11 protein-coding genes are annotated in these 18,895 nt (G+C 43.7%); 8 read left to right on the forward strand and 3 right to left on the reverse strand.

The window, feature by feature from the left end; translation table 11 throughout:
- The first annotated feature begins 28 nt into the window (after positions 1–28).
- The 3 genes from DWY31_RS13090 to DWY31_RS13100 are packed head-to-tail and all read left to right on the forward strand — an operon-like array spanning position 29 to position 5,742.
- A complete protein-coding gene (locus DWY31_RS13090) occupies positions 29–1,393 on the forward strand; it encodes a sodium-dependent transporter (protein ID WP_118520890.1) in 1,365 nt (454 codons plus the stop codon).
- A 16-nt stretch (positions 1,394–1,409) separates the two neighbouring features.
- Positions 1,410–2,558: an exonuclease SbcCD subunit D gene (locus DWY31_RS13095; protein WP_118520892.1), complete on the forward strand. Its 1,149-nt coding sequence runs from the start codon at positions 1,410–1,412 to the stop codon at positions 2,556–2,558.
- Position 2,559: 1 nt separating this feature from the next.
- Positions 2,560–5,742, forward strand: coding sequence for an AAA family ATPase (locus DWY31_RS13100; protein WP_158575517.1), 3,183 nt, complete (start codon positions 2,560–2,562; stop codon positions 5,740–5,742).
- 169 nt (positions 5,743–5,911) lie between these two features.
- Here DWY31_RS13100 and DWY31_RS13105 read toward each other — a convergent pair whose 3' ends face one another.
- Positions 5,912–7,531 (reverse strand): CTP synthase, encoded by a 1,620-nt coding sequence (locus tag DWY31_RS13105; RefSeq protein WP_118520896.1) that lies wholly within the window; start codon positions 7,529–7,531, stop codon positions 5,912–5,914.
- A 55-nt stretch (positions 7,532–7,586) separates the two neighbouring features.
- The gene (locus DWY31_RS13110) at positions 7,587–9,080 is read right to left on the reverse strand and encodes a DUF1846 domain-containing protein (RefSeq protein WP_118520898.1); all 1,494 of its coding nucleotides are present in this window, start codon (positions 9,078–9,080) and stop codon (positions 7,587–7,589) included.
- Positions 9,081–9,261: 181 nt separating this feature from the next.
- Here DWY31_RS13110 and ftsH point away from each other — a divergent pair, with 181 nt between their 5' ends.
- From ftsH to DWY31_RS13130, 4 genes are all read left to right on the forward strand, one after another.
- Positions 9,262–11,160 (forward strand): ATP-dependent zinc metalloprotease FtsH, encoded by a 1,899-nt coding sequence (gene ftsH, locus DWY31_RS13115; protein WP_021861290.1) that lies wholly within the window; start codon positions 9,262–9,264, stop codon positions 11,158–11,160.
- Between the two features lie 189 nt (positions 11,161–11,349).
- On the forward strand, positions 11,350–13,188 hold the full coding sequence (uvrC, locus tag DWY31_RS13120) for an excinuclease ABC subunit UvrC (protein ID WP_118520900.1): 1,839 nt from the start codon (positions 11,350–11,352) through the stop codon (positions 13,186–13,188).
- A gap of 71 nt (positions 13,189–13,259) precedes the next feature.
- Complete coding sequence (hprK, locus tag DWY31_RS13125; RefSeq protein WP_118520902.1) at positions 13,260–14,195, forward strand: HPr(Ser) kinase/phosphatase; 936 nt, start codon at positions 13,260–13,262, stop codon at positions 14,193–14,195.
- A gap of 2 nt (positions 14,196–14,197) precedes the next feature.
- Positions 14,198–15,133, forward strand: a complete 936-nt coding sequence (locus DWY31_RS13130) for an ROK family glucokinase (RefSeq protein WP_118287725.1) — start codon at positions 14,198–14,200, stop codon at positions 15,131–15,133.
- Positions 15,134–15,244: 111 nt separating this feature from the next.
- Here the strand turns inward: DWY31_RS13130 and DWY31_RS13135 are convergent, their stop codons facing one another.
- Complete coding sequence (locus DWY31_RS13135) at positions 15,245–17,932, reverse strand: transglycosylase domain-containing protein (RefSeq protein ID WP_118520904.1); 2,688 nt, start codon at positions 17,930–17,932, stop codon at positions 15,245–15,247.
- 212 nt (positions 17,933–18,144) lie between these two features.
- On the opposite strand from DWY31_RS13135, the gene DWY31_RS13140 reads away from it, so the two are divergent.
- A complete protein-coding gene (locus DWY31_RS13140; protein WP_118520906.1) occupies positions 18,145–18,798 on the forward strand; it encodes a YigZ family protein in 654 nt (217 codons plus the stop codon).
- Positions 18,799–18,895: the final 97 nt, after the last annotated feature.

Genomic DNA, 18,895 nt, shown 5'->3' on the forward strand with positions numbered 1-18,895 from the left:
AAAACGAATGGAAAAGAGAGGAAAAGTCATGAAGAAACACAGAAGTTCATTTTCAGGGAAACTGGGGTATGTACTGGCAGCGGCAGGTGCCTCTGTCGGTCTGGGAAATATATGGAGATTTCCATATCTGGCAGCAAAGTACGGAGGAGGAATGTTCCTTCTCATTTATGTTATACTTGCGTTAACATTCGGGTATACGATGATCGTTGCAGAATCGGCACTCGGACGCATGACAAGAAAAAGTCCGGTTGGGGCATTCAAGTCATTTGAAAAAGCAGGTTGGTTGTCTTTTGGTGGCTGGATCAATGCGATCATTCCGATACTGATCGTGCCATATTATTCTGTAATTGGTGGATGGGTACTCAAGTATCTGAAAGAATATATTATGGGAAATGGAAAAGATTTGGCAGCCGATGGGTACTTTTCCGGCTTTATTTCAAATGGAGTATCTACAGAGATCTGTTTTGTAGTTTTCTGTATGTTTACGCTGGTGATTATTTATGCAGGAGTGCGGAACGGAATTGAACGTGTATCCAAGTTGATGATGCCGGTACTGATTGTATTATCGGTAATTATCGCCATTTATTCCGTGACAAGACCGGGAGCAATGGCAGGAGTGAAGTATTTCCTGATACCGAATTTTAAGAATTTCTCATGGATGTCAGTTGTTGCAGCTATGGGACAGATGTTCTATTCCCTGTCAATTGCGATGGGTATTTTGGTTACATTTGGTTCTTATATGAAGAAAGAAACATCAATCGAAGACTCTACAAGAAATGTTGAGATTTTTGATACAGCAATCGCAATGATGGCGGGACTTATGATTATTCCGGCAGTCTTTGCATTTTCCGGCGGGGATCCGAATACGCTTCAGGCAGGACCGTCGCTGATGTTTATTACCATTCCAAAGGTTTTCCAGAATATGGGATTTGGAACAGCTATCGGTATCCTGTTCTTTTTACTGGTGCTTTTTGCTGCTGTTACAAGTTCGATTGCGCTGACGGAAAGTGCAGTGTCGACATTCGAGGATGAGATTGGATGGAGCAGAAAGAAAGCAACAGTGGTTGTAGGTGTAATTATGCTCTTACTGGGTACTTTATCCTGTCTGGGATATGGACCGCTCGCGTTCGTAAAGATCATCGGTATGCAGTTCCTGGATTTCTTTGATTTTCTGACAAATTCAGTCATGATGCCGATTGCAGCGCTGATGACAAGTTTATTAGTTTCAAGAGTCGTTGGAATTGACCGGATCGAGGAAGAGATCAGACATGGGGAAAACAGTTTCCGCAGGAAGAAGATTTTTGTTGTGATGATCAAATACTTATGCCCGATTTTCACTATGATCATTCTGGCAAGTTCGGTTGCAAATGCATTTGGATGGATTTCCATGTAAAGGGGTGTAAGACGATATGCGATTTTTTCATTTGTCCGATCTTCATATCGGCAAACAGTTACATCATTACAGCTTAAAGGAAGATCAGGAACACATTCTTGGAGAGATTATTGAATATGCCGGAAAATTACATCCGGATGCGGTTGTGATCGCTGGAGATATCTACGATAAGCCGGTGCCGTCTGCAGAGGCAGTAACATTATTTGATGATTTCCTTACAAGATTAGCAAAGATACGTCCGCAGATTCCGGTTATGATTATCAGTGGAAATCATGATTCTGCGGATCGTCTGAGGTATGCAGCAGGTATTTTGAAAAAAGAGAAGATTTACCTGGCCGGCAGTGTGCCGCAGAAGGAAGAAGAGCATATAGAAAAGGTTGCATTGAAGGATGAGTGGGGAGAAGTGAACTTCTTCCTGCTCCCTTTTTTAAAACCGGCATATGTGCGCAGATTATTTGAAGAGAATCCACCGGAGACATACAGTGATGCGTTGAACCGTCTGATCAAGAGGGAAAATATTAATTTTAAGGATGAGAGAAATGTATTGGTATCCCACCAGTTTTATATGGGAAGCTACCTGCCGGAAACCTGTGATTCGGAAACGATTTCGATTGGCGGGCTTGATCAGATAGACATAACAGGCGTGGAGCCGTTTGATTATGTTGCACTGGGACATTTGCATGGAAAGCAGAAAGTAAAAGATGAGCATATCCGTTATTGTGGAACACCTTTAAAATATTCGGTCAGTGAAGCCTCTCATACGAAAGCTTTGACAGTTGTAACGCTCGGAGAAAAAGGGGAATCTGTGAAAATAGAAGAGTATCCGCTGCATCCTCTCAGGGATGTCCGTAAGATCACAGGGAAACTTAAGGAGATTTTAAAAGAAGAACGCAGCCCGGAAGATTATGTCAGTATTACATTGACTGATGAGACAGATCCCTATCATCCGAAAGAACAGTTAGAAACCGTATTTTCCAAAATACTGGAAGTGAGGATTGATAATACAAGAACCCGAACGAAATGGATGGAAGCTGAAGAGCTGGTCCTGAAAACACCGGAAGAAAATTTTGCAGATTTCTTTGAAAAAATGCAGGGAAGAACGATGGATCCGGAAGAGGAAACATTGATCCTGCAGATATTAGAAGAAGCAAGGGAGGATGAGTAAGATGCGTCCGATTACAATAGAAATGTCAGCGTTTGGCTCCTATGCAGGTAAGACAGTGGTTGATTTTACAGGTGTAAGACAAGGTTTATTTTTGATCACAGGAGATACAGGAGCAGGAAAGACGACGGTGTTTGATGCTATTGTGTATGCGCTTTACGGCCAGACCAGCGGTGGCAACAGGGAAGGAAATATGATGCGCAGCCAGTATGCATCCGAAGACGTGGAAACTTATGTCAAACTGGTGTTTGATTATCATGGAGAGAGGTATGAAGTGCGCCGGAATCCGGAGTATATGCGTGCAGGAAAGAGAAAGGCATCGGACGGTTCTGTACGTCTTGTAAAAGAAAGCGCAAAAGTAGAACTTACAATGCCGGATGGCAGTGTATTCCCGGGAAGAAAGCGTGAGACAGAGCAGAAGATCACAGAGATCATGGGGATGGATGCCGGACAGTTTACGCAGATGGCGATGATCGCGCAGGGCGATTTCCTGAAGTTACTGCTTGCCGATTCCAAAGACCGTAAGAAAATCTTTTCCCGTATTTTCCATACGAAAATATATGCACAGGTACAGGAAATTTTAAGACAGAGAGCGTTGAAAATGCAGCAGGATATGCAGGAGAGCCGGAGAAATCTGCAAATGGAAATGGAACGTGTGAAAGAAGAGTCTCTTGCAGATCTGGCAGGGAAAGAACTTTTCAGTCACTGGAAACTGTTAAAAGGACAGGAATTTCCGGCGCAGGATGAGACGTTACAGGTGTTAAAGGAGATTATTTCCGCAGAGCAGGAAAAGAAGCAAAGTTATACGAAATTGGCGGCTGAGGAAAGAAAAGCAGTGGAGCGGTTAAACAGTGAAGTGAAGAATGCCAAATTTCTGCTTGCGCTTTTTGATGACTGTGAGAAAGCGAAAAAAAAGTCAGAAGAATTAGAAGCGGGAAAAGTACTGTATCAGGAAGAAAAAGAACAGACGGAGCACATTCGTGCGGCGGCAAATGTCAGACCGATTTTTGAAAATATGGCAAATGGAACGAAGAGACTTTTAAAGATCAGACAGACGATAGAAATGCTGAAAAAGGAGCTGGAAACCGGCATGGATAGGGTGTCTGAGAAGACAGAGACCGCCAGATCTGCCCTGGAATGTCTGAAGAGAGAAGAACCTGTATTATCGGGAGAGATTGTGAAGCTTACAGAAGGACTGAAACAGTACGAAATGTTGGAAGCCCTTAAGAAAAAGATGGAAGAGACAGAAGCGGAAATCCGTAAGAACGAAGTGCGGAAAGAAAAGGCAGAAGCTGTTCATACGGAATTGAAGAAATGGATAGAGAATACGGAGAAAGCAGAGAAATCTATTGCAGGATGGGAAGAAAACGGAAGGCTTCTCGGGCAGTTAAAAGAGCAGAAAAAGGAAGAAGAATCCTGGGTGATAACCCTTACGGCACAGATCCCTAAGCTGGATACTCAAAAGAAAGCCTGTGAAGAACTGCAGAAAAAGATGGAGAGTGCAGTGAAAAATTACCGATCTGCTTTTGAGGATTATGAACAGAAATACAGCCTGTTTTTTGAAGAGCAGGCAGGAATCCTGGCAGCAGGACTTGAGACAGGAAGACCATGTCCGGTCTGTGGATCTACAGAGCATCCGCATCCAAGGCAGTTATCATTGCATGCAGTATCGGAACAGGAAGTTGAGAGTGCAAAGAAGATGCGTGACAAAGCAGAAAAAGCCAGAGATCAGGCGGCAGATCTGTATCGGGAGAAATGGAATGCATTTGAAAGCAGCTGGTCGGTATTCTGGGATAACTGCAGAAAACTTCTTGGAGAAGATGAGTTCCCGGAAACCGATGTAGTTGATCTGGTGGAAACGGAAAAAATGTTAAAAGAGAAACTGGCCGGAGTCCGGGAAGAACGAAAGAAACTGGAACAGAATGCAGAGCAGAATAAAGAACAGCTTACACATGCAAAAGCACTGGTGGAAAGGCTCCCGGCAAAGCAGGAGGAGCTGAGAAAAAAAAGCAGGGAACTGGAAGAAACAGAGAAGGAAAAAGCAGCACTGGAGCTTGGGAGACAAAGCTTGAAAGCGGAGTATGAGACGAGAAAAGATGTTTTGCCGTGGGAGTCCGGAGAAACTGCAAAAGAGGAACTTAAGAAAAAGACAGACCGGAAAAACAGATTGCAGGAAGAAGCCGACAGAACAGAGAAAATGCTTCTGGAAGAGATCGCGAACCAGAAACAGCGGGAAGGAAAGCTGGAAAGCGAACTTCAAAATGAGAAAGAGCAGGAAGCGCAATGTCTGGAAAATGAAAAATCATATAGAGAGATATTGGAAAAATACAGTTTGACAGAAGAGCAGTTTTCAGAGTTTTGTACGCAAATAGAAAGGCTTCCGGGCTTGGAGAACAAGCTGCGGGAATACGAAAAACAAGTCAGTGAAAATACAGGGGTATTAAAGAGTCTGCGGGAACGTCTGGAGGGGGAAGAGCGCCCGGATATTTCTGAACTTTTGAAAAAACTGGAAAGCAGACGCAGTGAAGAAGAAAAGCTTACAAAAGAACAGATATTGATAACGAATCTTGTGCAGAGTCACGAGGAAACGAAAAAGCGTCTGGAACATTTTTTTGAAAAAATCGGTGAGCAGCAGAAGAAATACGAGTGGATTTCAAATCTGAGCAAGACTGCGAATGGTACATTGACCGGCAATGTGAAGATGGATTTTGAAACATATGTACAGCGGCAGTATTTTAAACAGATTATTCAGGCGGCGAATCGACGTTTGATTAAGATGACGGATGGCTCTTTTATCCTGCAGTGCAAAGATTTGTCGCATATGGGAAGCCAGGGACAGTCAGGATTGGATCTGGACGTGTACAGCATGGTAAATGACGCAGTGAGGGATGTGCGTACGCTATCCGGTGGAGAATCCTTTATGGCAGCGTTATCGATGGCGTTGGGGCTTGCAGATACAATACAAAGTAGTGTCGGAGGAATTCGCCTGGATACAATGTTTATTGATGAGGGATTTGGCTCTCTCGATGACAGTACAAGAGAGCAGGCGGTTCGTGTGCTGGTAGAACTGGCTGGGGAAAACCGGCTTGTGGGAATTATTTCTCATGTCAATGAATTAAAAGAACAGATTGATACGAAGCTTGTCGTAAAGAAAACGGCGAAAGGAAGCAGGATCGACTGGGCATAGAGATAAGATAATAGAGATAAGATAATAGAAAAGAAATAATTAAGAAATGAGTAAATAAAAAAATGTGTAAGTTTCTGAGCATAGAAACTTACACATTTTTACTATATCAGAATATGAAATTATATTCTTTATATATTTACTTATTTATGAAACGCTTGAAGAAACAGGATTATTTTGCAGCCTTATCATCCTGATATTTTAAAGCTGCTTCTACGAAGCCACGGAATAACGGATGCGGTCTGTTCGGTCTGGACTTTAATTCCGGATGCGCCTGTGTTGCGACAAACCAAGGATGTTCCGGAATCTCGATCATCTCGACAATACGTCCGTCCGGTGAGAGACCGGATAATTTCATGCCGTTGGCTGTCAGAGCATCACGATAGTCATTGTTGACTTCATAACGATGACGATGACGTTCATGAATCTCTTCTGTGCCATATAATTTGTATGCTGTAGAAGTCTTATCAAGAACACATGGATAAGATCCAAGTCTTAAAGTACCACCGATGTCCTCAATGCCAAGCTGTTCCGGCATGATATGGATAACTGGATGTGTTGTATCCGGATCAAGTTCTGCACTGTGTGCATCACGGTAACCGATGACATTTCTTGCAAATTCAACGATTGCAAGCTGCATGCCCAGGCACAGACCGAGGAACGGAATCTTATTGGTACGTGCGTATTTGATAGCTTGCAGTTTTCCGTCAATACCACGCTGTCCGAATCCGCCCGGAACCAAGATACCGCTGACATCTTTCAACTGCTCATCTACATTTTCAGCAGTAACCGTCTCGGAATCGATCCATTTGATATTTACAGTAGCACGGCTGAAGATACCACCATGTTTTAATGCTTCTACGACACTGATGTAAGCATCATGAAGCTGGATATATTTACCGACAATAGCAACAGTTACTTCTGTATTTGGTGTCTTCAGATAGTCAACCATCTCTGTCCAGTCTTTGAGATCCGGTGTCGGGCAGTCCAGATGAAGTGACTCACATACTACTTCTGCAAGATGTTCTTTCTCCATTGCAAGCGGTGCTTCATAAAGATATTCCACATCCAGATTCTGGAGTACATGGTTAGATGGTACATTACAGAAAAGTGCGATCTTGTCTTTGATGCCGTCATCCAGAGGATGCTCAGAACGACATACGAGGATATCCGGCTGGATTCCCATTCCCTGTAAATCTTTGACACTTGCCTGTGTTGGTTTTGTTTTCATCTCCTGTGAAGCGCGAAGGTAAGGAATTAAAGTTACATGGATCAGAACAACGTTCTCGCGTCCTTTCTCGTGCTGGAACTGACGAATCGCTTCAAGGAAAGGCTGGCTTTCGATATCTCCGACGGTTCCGCCTACTTCAATAATGGCAATTTCTGTATTTTCAGCAGATGGATTGCGATAGAAACGGGACTTGATCTCGTTTGTGATGTGCGGGATAACCTGCACAGTTCCTCCGCCGAAATCTCCACGACGTTCTTTCTGCAATACGGACCAATAGATCTTACCGGTTGTGACGTTGGAATTCTTTGTCAGACTTTCGTCGATAAAACGCTCGTAGTGACCAAGGTCAAGGTCTGTCTCAGCACCATCGTCTGTGACGAAAACTTCTCCGTGCTGTACCGGATTCATAGTACCCGGATCAATATTGATATAAGGATCGAATTTCTGCATGGTCACTGTGTAGCCGCGTGCTTTCAGAAGTCTTCCGAGTGATGCGGCTGTAATTCCTTTTCCAAGTCCTGATACTACGCCACCTGTTACAAATACATATTTTACTGCCATAATTTCCTCCTTCACGTTCAAATAAATAAGTATGCTCCAAAAAAATACTTAAAAATTATACACCCTTTTTCGGAAAAAATACAGAATTATTTTCATATTTTGCTTCAAAAGTTGCTTGAACCGAAAGTTTCATAAACTGCTTGCGATCAACATCACCTACCATTACGGAAGTATGAGCCTGGCAGCCCTTCAGATTCGGAAGCTGTTCCAGTGCTTTCTGTGCATCCGGATCGGAAGCTGCACTGACAGACAGCGCAATAAGCACTTCGTCTGTGTGAAGACGTGGGTTCTTGCTTCCAAGATACTGAGTCTTTAAAGTCTGGATCGGTTCAATTGCTGCCGGAGAAATAACCGGACGATCATGTGGAATGCCGGCAAGCTCTTTTAAAGCATTTAAAAGAAGAGCAGCGCATGCGCCGAGCAGATCGGAAGTCTTGCCTGTGACCATACGACCATCATGCAGTTCCATTGCAGCAGCCGGAGCACCTGTTTCTTCGGCACGTTTCATTGCAGCGTCAACAACCGGACGGTCATGAACGGTGATGCCTGCCTGGTTCATCAGCATCTCGATCTTGTATACTTCTTCATCCGAACATGCACCGGCAAGGGCACGTCTTCTGGAATCATAGTAACGGCGGATGATCTCCTGATTGGAAGCTTCTTTGCATGCCTCATCATCACAGATACAGTTACCTGCCATGTTGACGCCCATATCTGTCGGTGATTTGTATGGACTCTTTCCATAGATTCGTTCAAACATCGCATTCAGGACAGGGAAGATCTCTACGTCACGGTTGTAGTTGACGGTTGTCTTTCCATATGCTTCCAGATGGAACGGATCAATCATATTGATGTCGTTGAGATCGGCTGTTGCCGCCTCGTAAGCGAGATTGACCGGATGCTTGAGCGGGATATTCCAGATTGGAAATGTTTCAAATTTGGCATAACCGGCACAGATTCCGCGTTTGTGTTCATGGTAGAGCTGTGACAGGCAGACAGCCATCTTGCCGCTTCCAGGTCCCGGCGCCGTTACGACGATCAGCGGGCGGGAAGTTTCGATATAATCATTTTTGCCATAGCCTTCGTCACTTACAATGTGTGGAATGTTGGAAGGATAGCCGTCGATCGGATAGTGGTTGTAAACTTTGATGCCGAGTTTTTCCAGTTTGTTTTTAAATAAAGCAGCACTCTGCTGTCCACTGTATTTGGTAATTACGACACTGCCGACATACAGTCCGTGGTCTTTGAAAATAGACATGAGGCGCATAACATCTACATCATAAGTAATGCCAAGGTCTCCGCGGACTTTGTTTTTCTCAATGTCTTCGGCACTGATGACAATGACGATCTCTGCCTGATCGCTTAGCTGCATCAGCATACGCATCTTGGAGTCCGGCTGGAATCCCGGAAGTACACGGGATGCGTGAAAGTCATCAAATAATTTGCCGCCAAATTCCAGGTAAAGTTTGTTGTCGAACTGGGCGATACGTTCCCGGATATGAGCGGACTGCATCTGTAAGTATTTTTCGTTGTCAAATCCTATGTTCATTATTCAATCCTCTTAATAACGTTATATTAAAAATATTTCATAAAAGTGTAAATTTCTGTATGAACTATTTTCTATCCAAGTATACTACAGGATATGGGAAGTTTACAATCTTTTCATAAATCTTTTATTGATTTCCGGGTGGGCTGTCCTTATAATTATGTAATGTAATAGGAGGAAGAATATGGACAACCAGAATAAGAAAAATCAAGATCCTAAAAAGAATAACCGACAGGGCTTTTCATTTGTCATTTTAGTGACTCTGATCACGACGATACTTGTGCTGGCACTTTATCAGTTTCAGGGACAAGGATCCGAGACAGAGATCAGCTACGACAAGTTTTTAAAATATGTCGATGCAGGAAAAGTAGACAAAGTTGAGATCGACAGTGATAAACTGATCATCACAATGAAGAAAGAATCCGGAGACCGGATTGCGAAGAAGTATTATACAGGAGTTGTCAAGGACGATCAGCTGTCTGACAAACTGTATAAAGCGCATGTAGAATATAACGCAAAGATACCGGATACAACATCCGCAGTCATGCTCCAGCTTCTCGGCACATTCCTTCCGGTGGCATGTCTGGTAGCACTGATCATTTGGACGACAAAGCGTATGTCTAAGGGTGGCGGCATGATGGGAATCGGCAAGAGTAATGCCAAGATGTATGTGGAGAAGCAGACCGGAGTTACATTTAAGGATGTAGCAGGACAGGATGAAGCAAAAGAATCTCTGCAGGAAGTCGTAGATTTTCTGCATAATCCGGGAAAATATACAAGTGTTGGTGCGAAACTTCCGAAAGGTGCACTGTTAGTCGGACCTCCGGGAACCGGTAAGACATTACTTGCAAAAGCGGTCGCCGGAGAAGCGAAAGTACCGTTCTTCTCACTCAGCGGTTCGGCTTTTGTTGAGATGTATGTGGGTGTTGGAGCTTCCCGTGTACGAGATCTGTTCAAACAGGCGCAGCAGATGGCACCGTGTATCATTTTCATTGATGAGATCGATGCAATCGGTAAGAGCCGTGACAACCAGATGGGAAGTAACGATGAGAGAGAACAGACACTGAACCAGCTCCTTGCAGAGATGGACGGATTTGAGAGCAATAAAGGACTTGTTCTGTTGGCGGCAACGAACCGTCCGGAGATCTTGGATCCGGCGCTGTTAAGACCGGGACGTTTTGACAGACGTATCATTGTTGAAAAACCTGATTTAAAAGGACGTGTGGAAGTATTAAAGGTTCATTCCAAAGATGTCCGTATGGATGAGACGGTTGATCTGGAAGAGATCGCACTTGCAACTTCCGGTGCTGTCGGATCAGATCTTGCCAATATGATCAATGAAGCTGCAATTAATGCAGTCAAACATGGCAGACATGCGGTATCGCAGGCAGATCTGTTTGAGGCTGTAGAAGTTGTACTGGTCGGCAAGGAGAAGAAAGACCGTATTATGAGTCAGGAGGAACGAAGAATCGTTTCCTACCACGAAGTCGGACATGCATTGGTGAGCGCACTTCAGAAGGATGCAGAGCCGGTACAGAAGATTACGATCGTACCACGTACGATGGGAGCACTCGGTTATGTTATGCAGACTCCGGAGGAAGAGAAGTATTTGAATACGAAGAAAGAACTGGAAGCAATGTTAGTTGGTATGCTTGCCGGACGTGCTGCAGAAGAGATTGTATTTGATACGGTTACGACAGGTGCTTCAAACGATATCGAGAAAGCAACACAGGTAGCAAGAGCGATGATCACGCAGTATGGTATGAGTGAGAAGTTCGGACTGATCGGACTGGAATCGGTACAGAACAGATACCTGAACGGAAGACCGGTTTCCAACTGTGGAGCAGAGACAGAATCTGAGATTGATAAAGAAGTCATGAAGATGCTAAAAGAGGCTTACGAGCAGGCGAAGACATTATTACAGGCACACAGAGAAACGTTGGATAAGATTGCTGCATTCCTGATCGAGAAAGAGACCATTACAGGTAAGGAATTTATGCAGATATTACATGAAGTGGAAGGAACCGATCCGGAAGAGAAGAAGGCATCCGGCGAAGAACGAATTGCAATGAAAGAAGTATAAGAGATTGTAAGTATACAAAATGGGGCAGATTTTATCTGCTCCATTTTTCTTATCTGCGTACTCTTTTTTACTTGCATAGAGAAAATATGATTTCTGTTATAATGAAAAGCCTTCTGCAAGACCTTGCTTACAGACCTTTTTTCCGATACAATAATTACGATGTGAATCAGAAAAAGAAAGGGAAGACAAATGTTTGATATACCTGAAGAGTTAAAAAAACTTCCGGGAAAACCGGGAGTATATATCATGCATGATGAGACAGATATGATCATATATGTCGGAAAAGCGATCAGCCTTAAAAATCGGGTGCGTCAGTATTTCCAGAGCAGCAGGAATAAAGGCGCAAAGATTGAGCAGATGGTAACGCATATTCGGAGATTTGAGTATATCGTTACGGATTCTGAACTGGAAGCGCTTGTTCTGGAATGTAATCTGATCAAGGAACACCATCCAAAGTATAATACGATGCTTATGGATGATAAGGCGTATCCATTTATCAAAGTGACAGCGGATGAAGCATATCCAAGAATAATGCTGGCGCGAAAGATGATAAAAGACAAAGCGAAATATTTTGGACCATATACAAGTGCCGGTGCAGTAAAAGATACGATCGAACTGATCCGCAAATTATATCATATCCGGAGCTGCAATCGTAAACTGCCAAGGGATACGGGAAAAGAACGCCCATGCCTGAATTATCACATTCATCAGTGCGATGCGCCCTGTCAGGGATATATAAGCCAGGAAGCGTATCAGAAGTCCGTGCAGGAGGTACTGCATTTTCTGAATGGGAATTATGACATTATATTAAAGAGATTGGAAAAACAGATGCAGGATGCGGCAGAAGTACTGGAATTTGAGAAGGCAGCAGAATACAGGGAGCTATTGTTCAGTGTGCAGAAGATTGCGCAGAAGCAGAAGATCACGGACACAGCAGGAGAAGACAGAGACGTTATTGCTATGGCGACAGAATATGCAGATGCGGTCGTGCAGGTTTTTTTTATCCGTGGAGGCAGACTGATCGGAAGAGATCATTTTTATTTAAAAACAGCGCCGGGAGAGACAGAAAAAGAAACACTGACCAGCTTTATCAAACAATTTTATGCAGGAACACCGTATATTCCTTCGCAGCTTATGCTTCCGCAGGAAGTGGAAGACCAGGAACTTCTGGAAGAGTGGCTGAGCAAGAAAAAGGAACGGAGAGTCCACCTGATCATTCCGAAAAAAGGGCAGAAAGAGAAACTTGTTGAACTGGCTGAAAAGAATGCCGCCATGGTATTACAAAAGGACAAGGAGCGGCTGAAAAGAGAAGAAGGACGGACGATCGGAGCTGTCAAAGAGTTGGAAAAAATACTCGGACTGTCAGGCATTTCCAGAATGGAGGCATTTGATATTTCCAATACAAGTGGTTTTGCTTCGGTAGGCTCCATGGTTGTGTACGAGCGGGGCAAGCCAAAGAAAAACGATTACCGTAAGTTCCGTATCAAGAGCGTACAGGGACCGGATGATTATGCCAGTATGGAAGAGGTACTGACGCGCAGATTTACCCATGGTCTCAGAGAACAGGAAGAAGGAAAAGAGCTGGGAGGATTTACGGTATTTCCAGATCTTATACTGATGGATGGTGGACGCGGACAGGTAAATATTGCAGAAGAGGTATTGCAAAAACTTGACATTTCAATCCCGGTATGTGGAATGGTAAAAGACGATCATCACCGCACAAGAGGGCTGTATTATAAAAATGTGGAGCTTCCGATCGACATACATTCAGAAGCATTCCGGCTGATCACCAGAATTCAGGATGAAGCACACCGTTTTGCTATTACCTTCCACAGACAACTGAGAGGAAAAGGACAGGTACGTTCGATTCTGGACGACATTCCGGGAGTAGGGCCGGCAAGAAGAAAAGAACTGATGAAGCATTTTGAAAATATAGATGCAATAAAACAAGCATCTGTAGAAGAGCTTCAGAAACTGCCATCAATGAATAAAAAATCAGCAGAAGATGTATACAAATTCTTTCATTGATATGATATAATATTGTGTGTTATTTTTTGCACAATTAAGAAATACTGGAAAGAAAGGGTGGAGGAAACAGTATGGTAAATCAAGTGAAATTAAGTCAGATTGTAGAGCGGTTTGACCTAAAGAATCTGACTTCGGATGTAGATTATACAAAAACAGGAGTTTCCGTTCCGGATGTAAACCGTCCGGCATTGCAGCTTACTGGATTTTTCGAACATTTTGCATCAGAACGTGTGCAGATTATCGGATATGTAGAATACACATATCTTGAGAATATAGAAGAAGAGAAAAAAGAAAAAATCTATGACATGTTATTGTCTTATGAGATCCCGTGTATTGTATACTGTCGTGGTTTAAAACCGGAACCAATGCTTCTGGAGAAAGCAAATAAGGCAAATGTCCCAGTATTTTCTACAGGGGTCAATACATCTACATTTACGGCTGAGATCATTCGCTGGTTAAATGTAGAACTGGCGCCTTGCATTTCGATTCATGGTGTACTTGTTGATGTATATGGTGTCGGTGTGCTGATCATGGGAGAGAGTGGAATCGGTAAGAGTGAGGCGGCGCTTGAGCTGATCAAGCGTGGACATCGTCTTGTAAGCGATGACGTTGTAGAAATCCGCAAGGTCAGTGATGATACACTGGTAGGTAAGGCGCCGGATATTACGAGACATTTTATTGAGTTAAGAGGAATCGGCATTGTAGATGTGAAGATGCTGTTTGGTGTACAGAGTGTAAGAGAGACACAGAATATCGATCTTGTTATCACATTAGAAGATTGGAATCGTGATAAAGAATATGACAGACTGGGACTGGAAGAAGAATATACAGAATTTCTTGGCAATAAAGTTGTATGTCATCAGTTACCGATCCGTCCGGGACGTAATCTCGCGATCATTGTTGAGACTGCGGCAATCAACCACAGACAGAAAAGTATGGGATATAATGCTGCACAGGAATTATACAAACGTGTGCAGGAAAATATGGCTAAGAAACAGGGAGAATAATTATGAAATATTGTTTTGGCGTAGATATTGGCGGAACAACTGTGAAGATGGGATTGTTCCAGATCGATGGTGTACTTCTGGAAAAATGGGAGATTCCATCCCACACAGAAAACGAAGGCGCTGCGATCCTTCCGGATGTTGCCGCTTCTATAGAGGAACTTTGTGAGAAAAAGAAGATTGCAAAGGATCAGATCGAAGGAGTAGGAATCGGTGTTCCGGCTCCGGTGACGGAAGTGGGTATTGTACAGAATACAGCAAATCTCGGATGGGGTTATAAGGAAGTTAAAAAAGAAATGGAAGAGCTGACCGGTCTGAAAGTCAGACTGGGAAATGATGCCAATGTAGCAGCCCTTGGCGAGATGTGGCTTGGGGCTGGAAAAGGTGAGAAGAATATCGTCATGGTTACGCTGGGAACAGGTGTAGGCGGTGGCGTAATCCTGGAAGGACATCCTCTGGTTGGTACGAATGGTGCCGGTGGGGAGATCGGTCATATCTGTGTGAATGAAACAGAGACAGAAACCTGTGGTTGTGGAAAAAAAGGATGCCTGGAGCAGTATGCTTCCGCTACAGGCATTGCAAGACTTGCAGCACTGCGTCTCGCAAAGGATGCAAAGTCCAGCCTGTTACGCAGTCAGGAACATGTAGATGCAAAAGCAGTATTTGATGCATTAAAGGCACAGGATGAAATTGCAGAAGAGATTGTAGAAGAATTTGGAAAATATCTTGGACATGCACTTGCCAACATTGCAGTTGTTGTTGATCCGGCAGTAATCGTAATTGGTGGAGGTGTATCAAAGGCAGGAGAGATCCTTCTTGACTATATTGTCAAGAACTACAGAGCAAATGCATTCTTTGCAAATCAGGATGTACAGTTTAAACTTGCAGAATTAGGAAATGATGCAGGAATATGCGGAGCTGCAAAACTAATCCTTGACTAAAATTGCAGAATTAAAATTGCAGAGATTATAAAATAAAAAAATAGCTGAGCAAATAAAAAAGCATTCGGTTCATACAAACCCAATGCTTTTTTACTATTCATTTATTGATGATTAATTACCATGTCCGCCGGTGCCGCCACCAGTGCCGCCACCAGTGTTGTCACCGGAGTTACCACCAGTATCACCACCGGAGTTACCGCCAGTATTGCCACCAGTGTTGCCACCGGTATTGCCGCCAGAGTTACCACCGGTATTACCGCCAGAGTTGCCACCAGAGTTACCGCCAGAGTTGCCACCAGAGTTGCCACCGGAGTTGCCGCCAGAGTTACCGCCAGTATTACCGCCAGTATTACCGCCAGTATTACCGCCAGAGTTGTTGCCGGTATTACCATTGTTCGTATCACCGGTGTTACCGTTATTGCTGTTATTATCATTGTTATAATTGGATCCACTGTCGTAGCTGGAATGTCCCGGACAGGTCTCTGTAGGTACGGTGTCTTCCGTGAAGTATTCTGTCTCGGTCGGACATCCGGAACGCGGAAGCTTACCAGTAATGCTACAGACAGATACTTTTTCCAGTCCTGCGTTTGTATCAAAATCTTTTGATTCAAGATTCTCATGGATACGGCTCATAATTCCTTTCCAGAGACGGAAACGAAAGCTTGTGTCATAGCTGCATTCCTTGTTGTCATCATATCCACCCCATACTGCACAGGTGTAATAAGGAGTGAAGCCACAGAACCATAAGTCCTTGTTAGAAGTTGTTGTACCGGTTTTACCGGCAGTTGCCATATTGTCTAACTGGCAGGAACGTCCTGTACCTTCTTTAACAACACTTTGTAATGCGCTTGTAAGAAGAGAAGCAGTGCTTTCTTTGACTGCTCTGTGGGATGAACCCGGATTCTCTAACAGAACATTCCCATCATGATCTACGATTTTCGTGTAAAGGGTAGGTGTGTTATATTCACCGCCGTTAGCAATGGAAGCATATGCAGCGCAGAGCTGATAGTTGTAAACACCTTCTGTGATACCACCAAGTGCAAGTGTCTGGTTAACATCACTGAAGATCTTTCCGTTGATTTCTTTGTTCTTAACAAGTGTACTGATTCCAAATTTGTCTTTACAGTATTCATAGCCCAGCTGTTGTGTAATCTCATCACTGACCTTGACTGCGCAGACATTGATGGAATTGGCGATAGCAGTACGATAAGTAACAGTTCCTTTGTAAGAACGGCTGGCATTTCGCACGCTTTTGCCATTTTTATAACTGTAAGGCTCATCAACAACGGTAGAAGAAAGTGTCTTGCCACATGCATCAATTGCAGGTGCATAAGCTGCCAGAACCTTGAATGTAGATCCAGGCTGACGTTTTGCACCCTTGTAAGCACGGTTCAGACTGAGGCTGGAACCTTTGGCACCACGTCCACCTACCATAGCTTTGATCTCGCCGTTGCTCTGATCCATCAGAGTAACGGAGGCCTGAGGCTGTGGAGTAATGTTCATTACTTCGTTATATTTGTCTCCTTTTTTAGCGATGGTCTTTTTCCATTCTTTTACCATACGCTTGGCTTCTTCTTTGCTGGAGTATAAAAGCCCCTGTGATTTGCCGTATTTCTTCTGGACGTATTTTTTTACATGGCCAGAGCTGTAATTCTTAACAGAACCGTCAGCACGGGTTACGGTAAGGGCATAATCCAGACCGTATTCCTTAAGTCCAGGATAGTTAGAGTCTTTGTTCATCTCTTCATCACAGATCTTCTGCATCTTTTTGTTTTGGGTAGAATAGATGCTTAAGCCGCCACTGTAGAGAGCATTGTATGCCTGTGCATCTGTGTATCCGAGCTGTTCTTTCAGATCGTGGATAACCTGGTCAGAAAGTGCATCTACAAAATAGCTGGCAGCGTTATTATTATCACTGTTTTTCTTGTTGGCTTTCTGAATACGTGCATAAACTTTGTCTTTCTTTGCCTTGTTATATTCTTTTTTTGAAATATAACCCTGTTCAAGCATGTTTTTCAGAACGTTGTCTCGTCTCTTGGCATTGGCATCCGGATGTGTTACCGGATTGTAGCCGGATGGATTCTGAGTGATCCCGGCAATAACCGCACATTCAGATAATGTAAGTTTGGACACATCTTTTCCAAAATAACGCATGGATGCGGACTGTACACCAAGACAGTTCTGTCCAAGGTTGATCGTATTCATATAACTTTCCAGAATCTCATTCTTGCTCATCTGCTTCTCAATCTGTAAAGCAAGATACTGCTCCTGGAACTTACGCTCTAATTTGTCTGCAAATGTCTTCTCGTCTACAAAGTTCGGGAAAACATTATTCTTGATGAGCTGCTGTGTCAGTGTACTGGCACCCTGTTCGGAACCGGTCAGTGTGGAAACTGCTGCACGGGCGATACCCTGTAAGTCGATACCATTATGTTTGTAAAAACGTTCATCCTCAATTGCAACAAATGCGTGAGCCAGATTATCCGGAATATCATCAATTGTTTTGTAAACACGGTTTGAACCGGAAGCTACAAAACGGTGTGTTTCCGTTTTACCGTCATCTGCATAAACAAAAGTTGTAAACCCCTGCGGTTTGACATCGGAAGGGGATACCTCAGGCGCATTGTTTATGATACGTTTTACAAATAATCCACCGCCGATGATACCAATCACTCCGACCAGCACAATACAGAGCAGCAAAGCTTTGAACAGGCGGACGCCGACGCGTTTCCCTTGCATGGCAGATTTGGATGTTATTCGTTTCTGCTGCCTGGCAGCCTTTCTTTTACCATAATTCATGAGTTTTTGCCTCCTTCATACCACGTCATTATAGCAAAGATAGTCTTTGAAATAAAGAAAAAAATGAAAACTTCATATTTTGGTAGGAAAATCTTAAGAAATTCGGTAATATAATAAGTAAGTGTATTTTTCGGGCTGTTTTATCATGAGTGACTGCCTGATGTAAAAGGAAAATATCATCAGCTCGTGCAGGAAAGAAAGGAACAAAAATAATGGCATTAGAATATAAAATTGTATATACCGGCGGTGAAGCCGAAATTGTAGAAAAGAAATCCCGTTTTATTGCAACTGTAAGTCCGGTGAAGACAGAAGAGGAAGCGCTTGCTTTTATCGAGGCCACAAAGAAAAAATACTGGAATGCCAGACACAATTGTTTTGCCTATATTGTTGGAGAGCAGCAGGAACTGATGCGGTGCAGTGATGATGGGGAGCCGAATGGTACAGCCGGTAAGCCGATGCTGGATGTGCTGACTGGTGCGGGACTTCATCAGGTTGTAGTAGTTGTTACAAGATATTTCGGAGGAACACTTCTTGGAACAGGAGGACTGGTACGGGCATATTCGTCTTCGGTGCAGGCAGGACTGGCTTCTTCCCAGATTGTAACCAGAATTTCAGGATCTAAACTTCAGATTACAACGGATTATACCGGACTTGGTAAAATTCAGTACATATTAGGAGAGAACGGCATTCAGATTCTGGGTACGCAGTATACGGATCAGGTTGTGCTGGAAGTGCTACTGTCCGATGAGCAGCTGGCGCCGGTGCAGGCGGAGATTACAGAAGGAACTTCCGGGCAGGCAAAGATGGAAGTGGGAGAGGCATGTTTCTTTGCGGAAGTTGACGGAAAAGAGCAGGTGCTTGAGTAGTGGGAAAAGTTTCCTCGGTCATGGCTGTCGCCATACACAGAAGTAGTGAAAGAAACGAGCAAGAACCTCGAAACCACCTGCGGTGTTTCCTCGGTCA

Source organism: Dorea sp. AF24-7LB, from assembly GCF_003478575.1.
Taxonomy (GTDB): domain Bacteria; phylum Bacillota; class Clostridia; order Lachnospirales; family Lachnospiraceae; genus Dorea_D; species Dorea_D hominis.

Coding starts and splice junctions, on each gene's coding strand:
- DWY31_RS13105 (WP_118520896.1), bottom strand. CDS start 7,531: ATGGCAGTAAAATATGTATTTGTAACAGGTGGCGTAGTATCAGGACTT.
- DWY31_RS13135 (WP_118520904.1), bottom strand. CDS start 17,932: ATGAATTATGGTAAAAGAAAGGCTGCCAGGCAGCAGAAACGAATAACA.
- DWY31_RS13130 (WP_118287725.1), top strand. CDS start 14,198: ATGAAATATTGTTTTGGCGTAGATATTGGCGGAACAACTGTGAAGATG.
- uvrC (WP_118520900.1), top strand. CDS start 11,350: ATGTTTGATATACCTGAAGAGTTAAAAAAACTTCCGGGAAAACCGGGA.
- DWY31_RS13090 (WP_118520890.1), top strand. CDS start 29: ATGAAGAAACACAGAAGTTCATTTTCAGGGAAACTGGGGTATGTACTG.
- DWY31_RS13110 (WP_118520898.1), bottom strand. CDS start 9,080: ATGAACATAGGATTTGACAACGAAAAATACTTACAGATGCAGTCCGCT.
- ftsH (WP_021861290.1), top strand. CDS start 9,262: ATGGACAACCAGAATAAGAAAAATCAAGATCCTAAAAAGAATAACCGA.
- DWY31_RS13100 (WP_158575517.1), top strand. CDS start 2,560: ATGCGTCCGATTACAATAGAAATGTCAGCGTTTGGCTCCTATGCAGGT.
- hprK (WP_118520902.1), top strand. CDS start 13,260: ATGGTAAATCAAGTGAAATTAAGTCAGATTGTAGAGCGGTTTGACCTA.
- DWY31_RS13095 (WP_118520892.1), top strand. CDS start 1,410: ATGCGATTTTTTCATTTGTCCGATCTTCATATCGGCAAACAGTTACAT.
- DWY31_RS13140 (WP_118520906.1), top strand. CDS start 18,145: ATGGCATTAGAATATAAAATTGTATATACCGGCGGTGAAGCCGAAATT.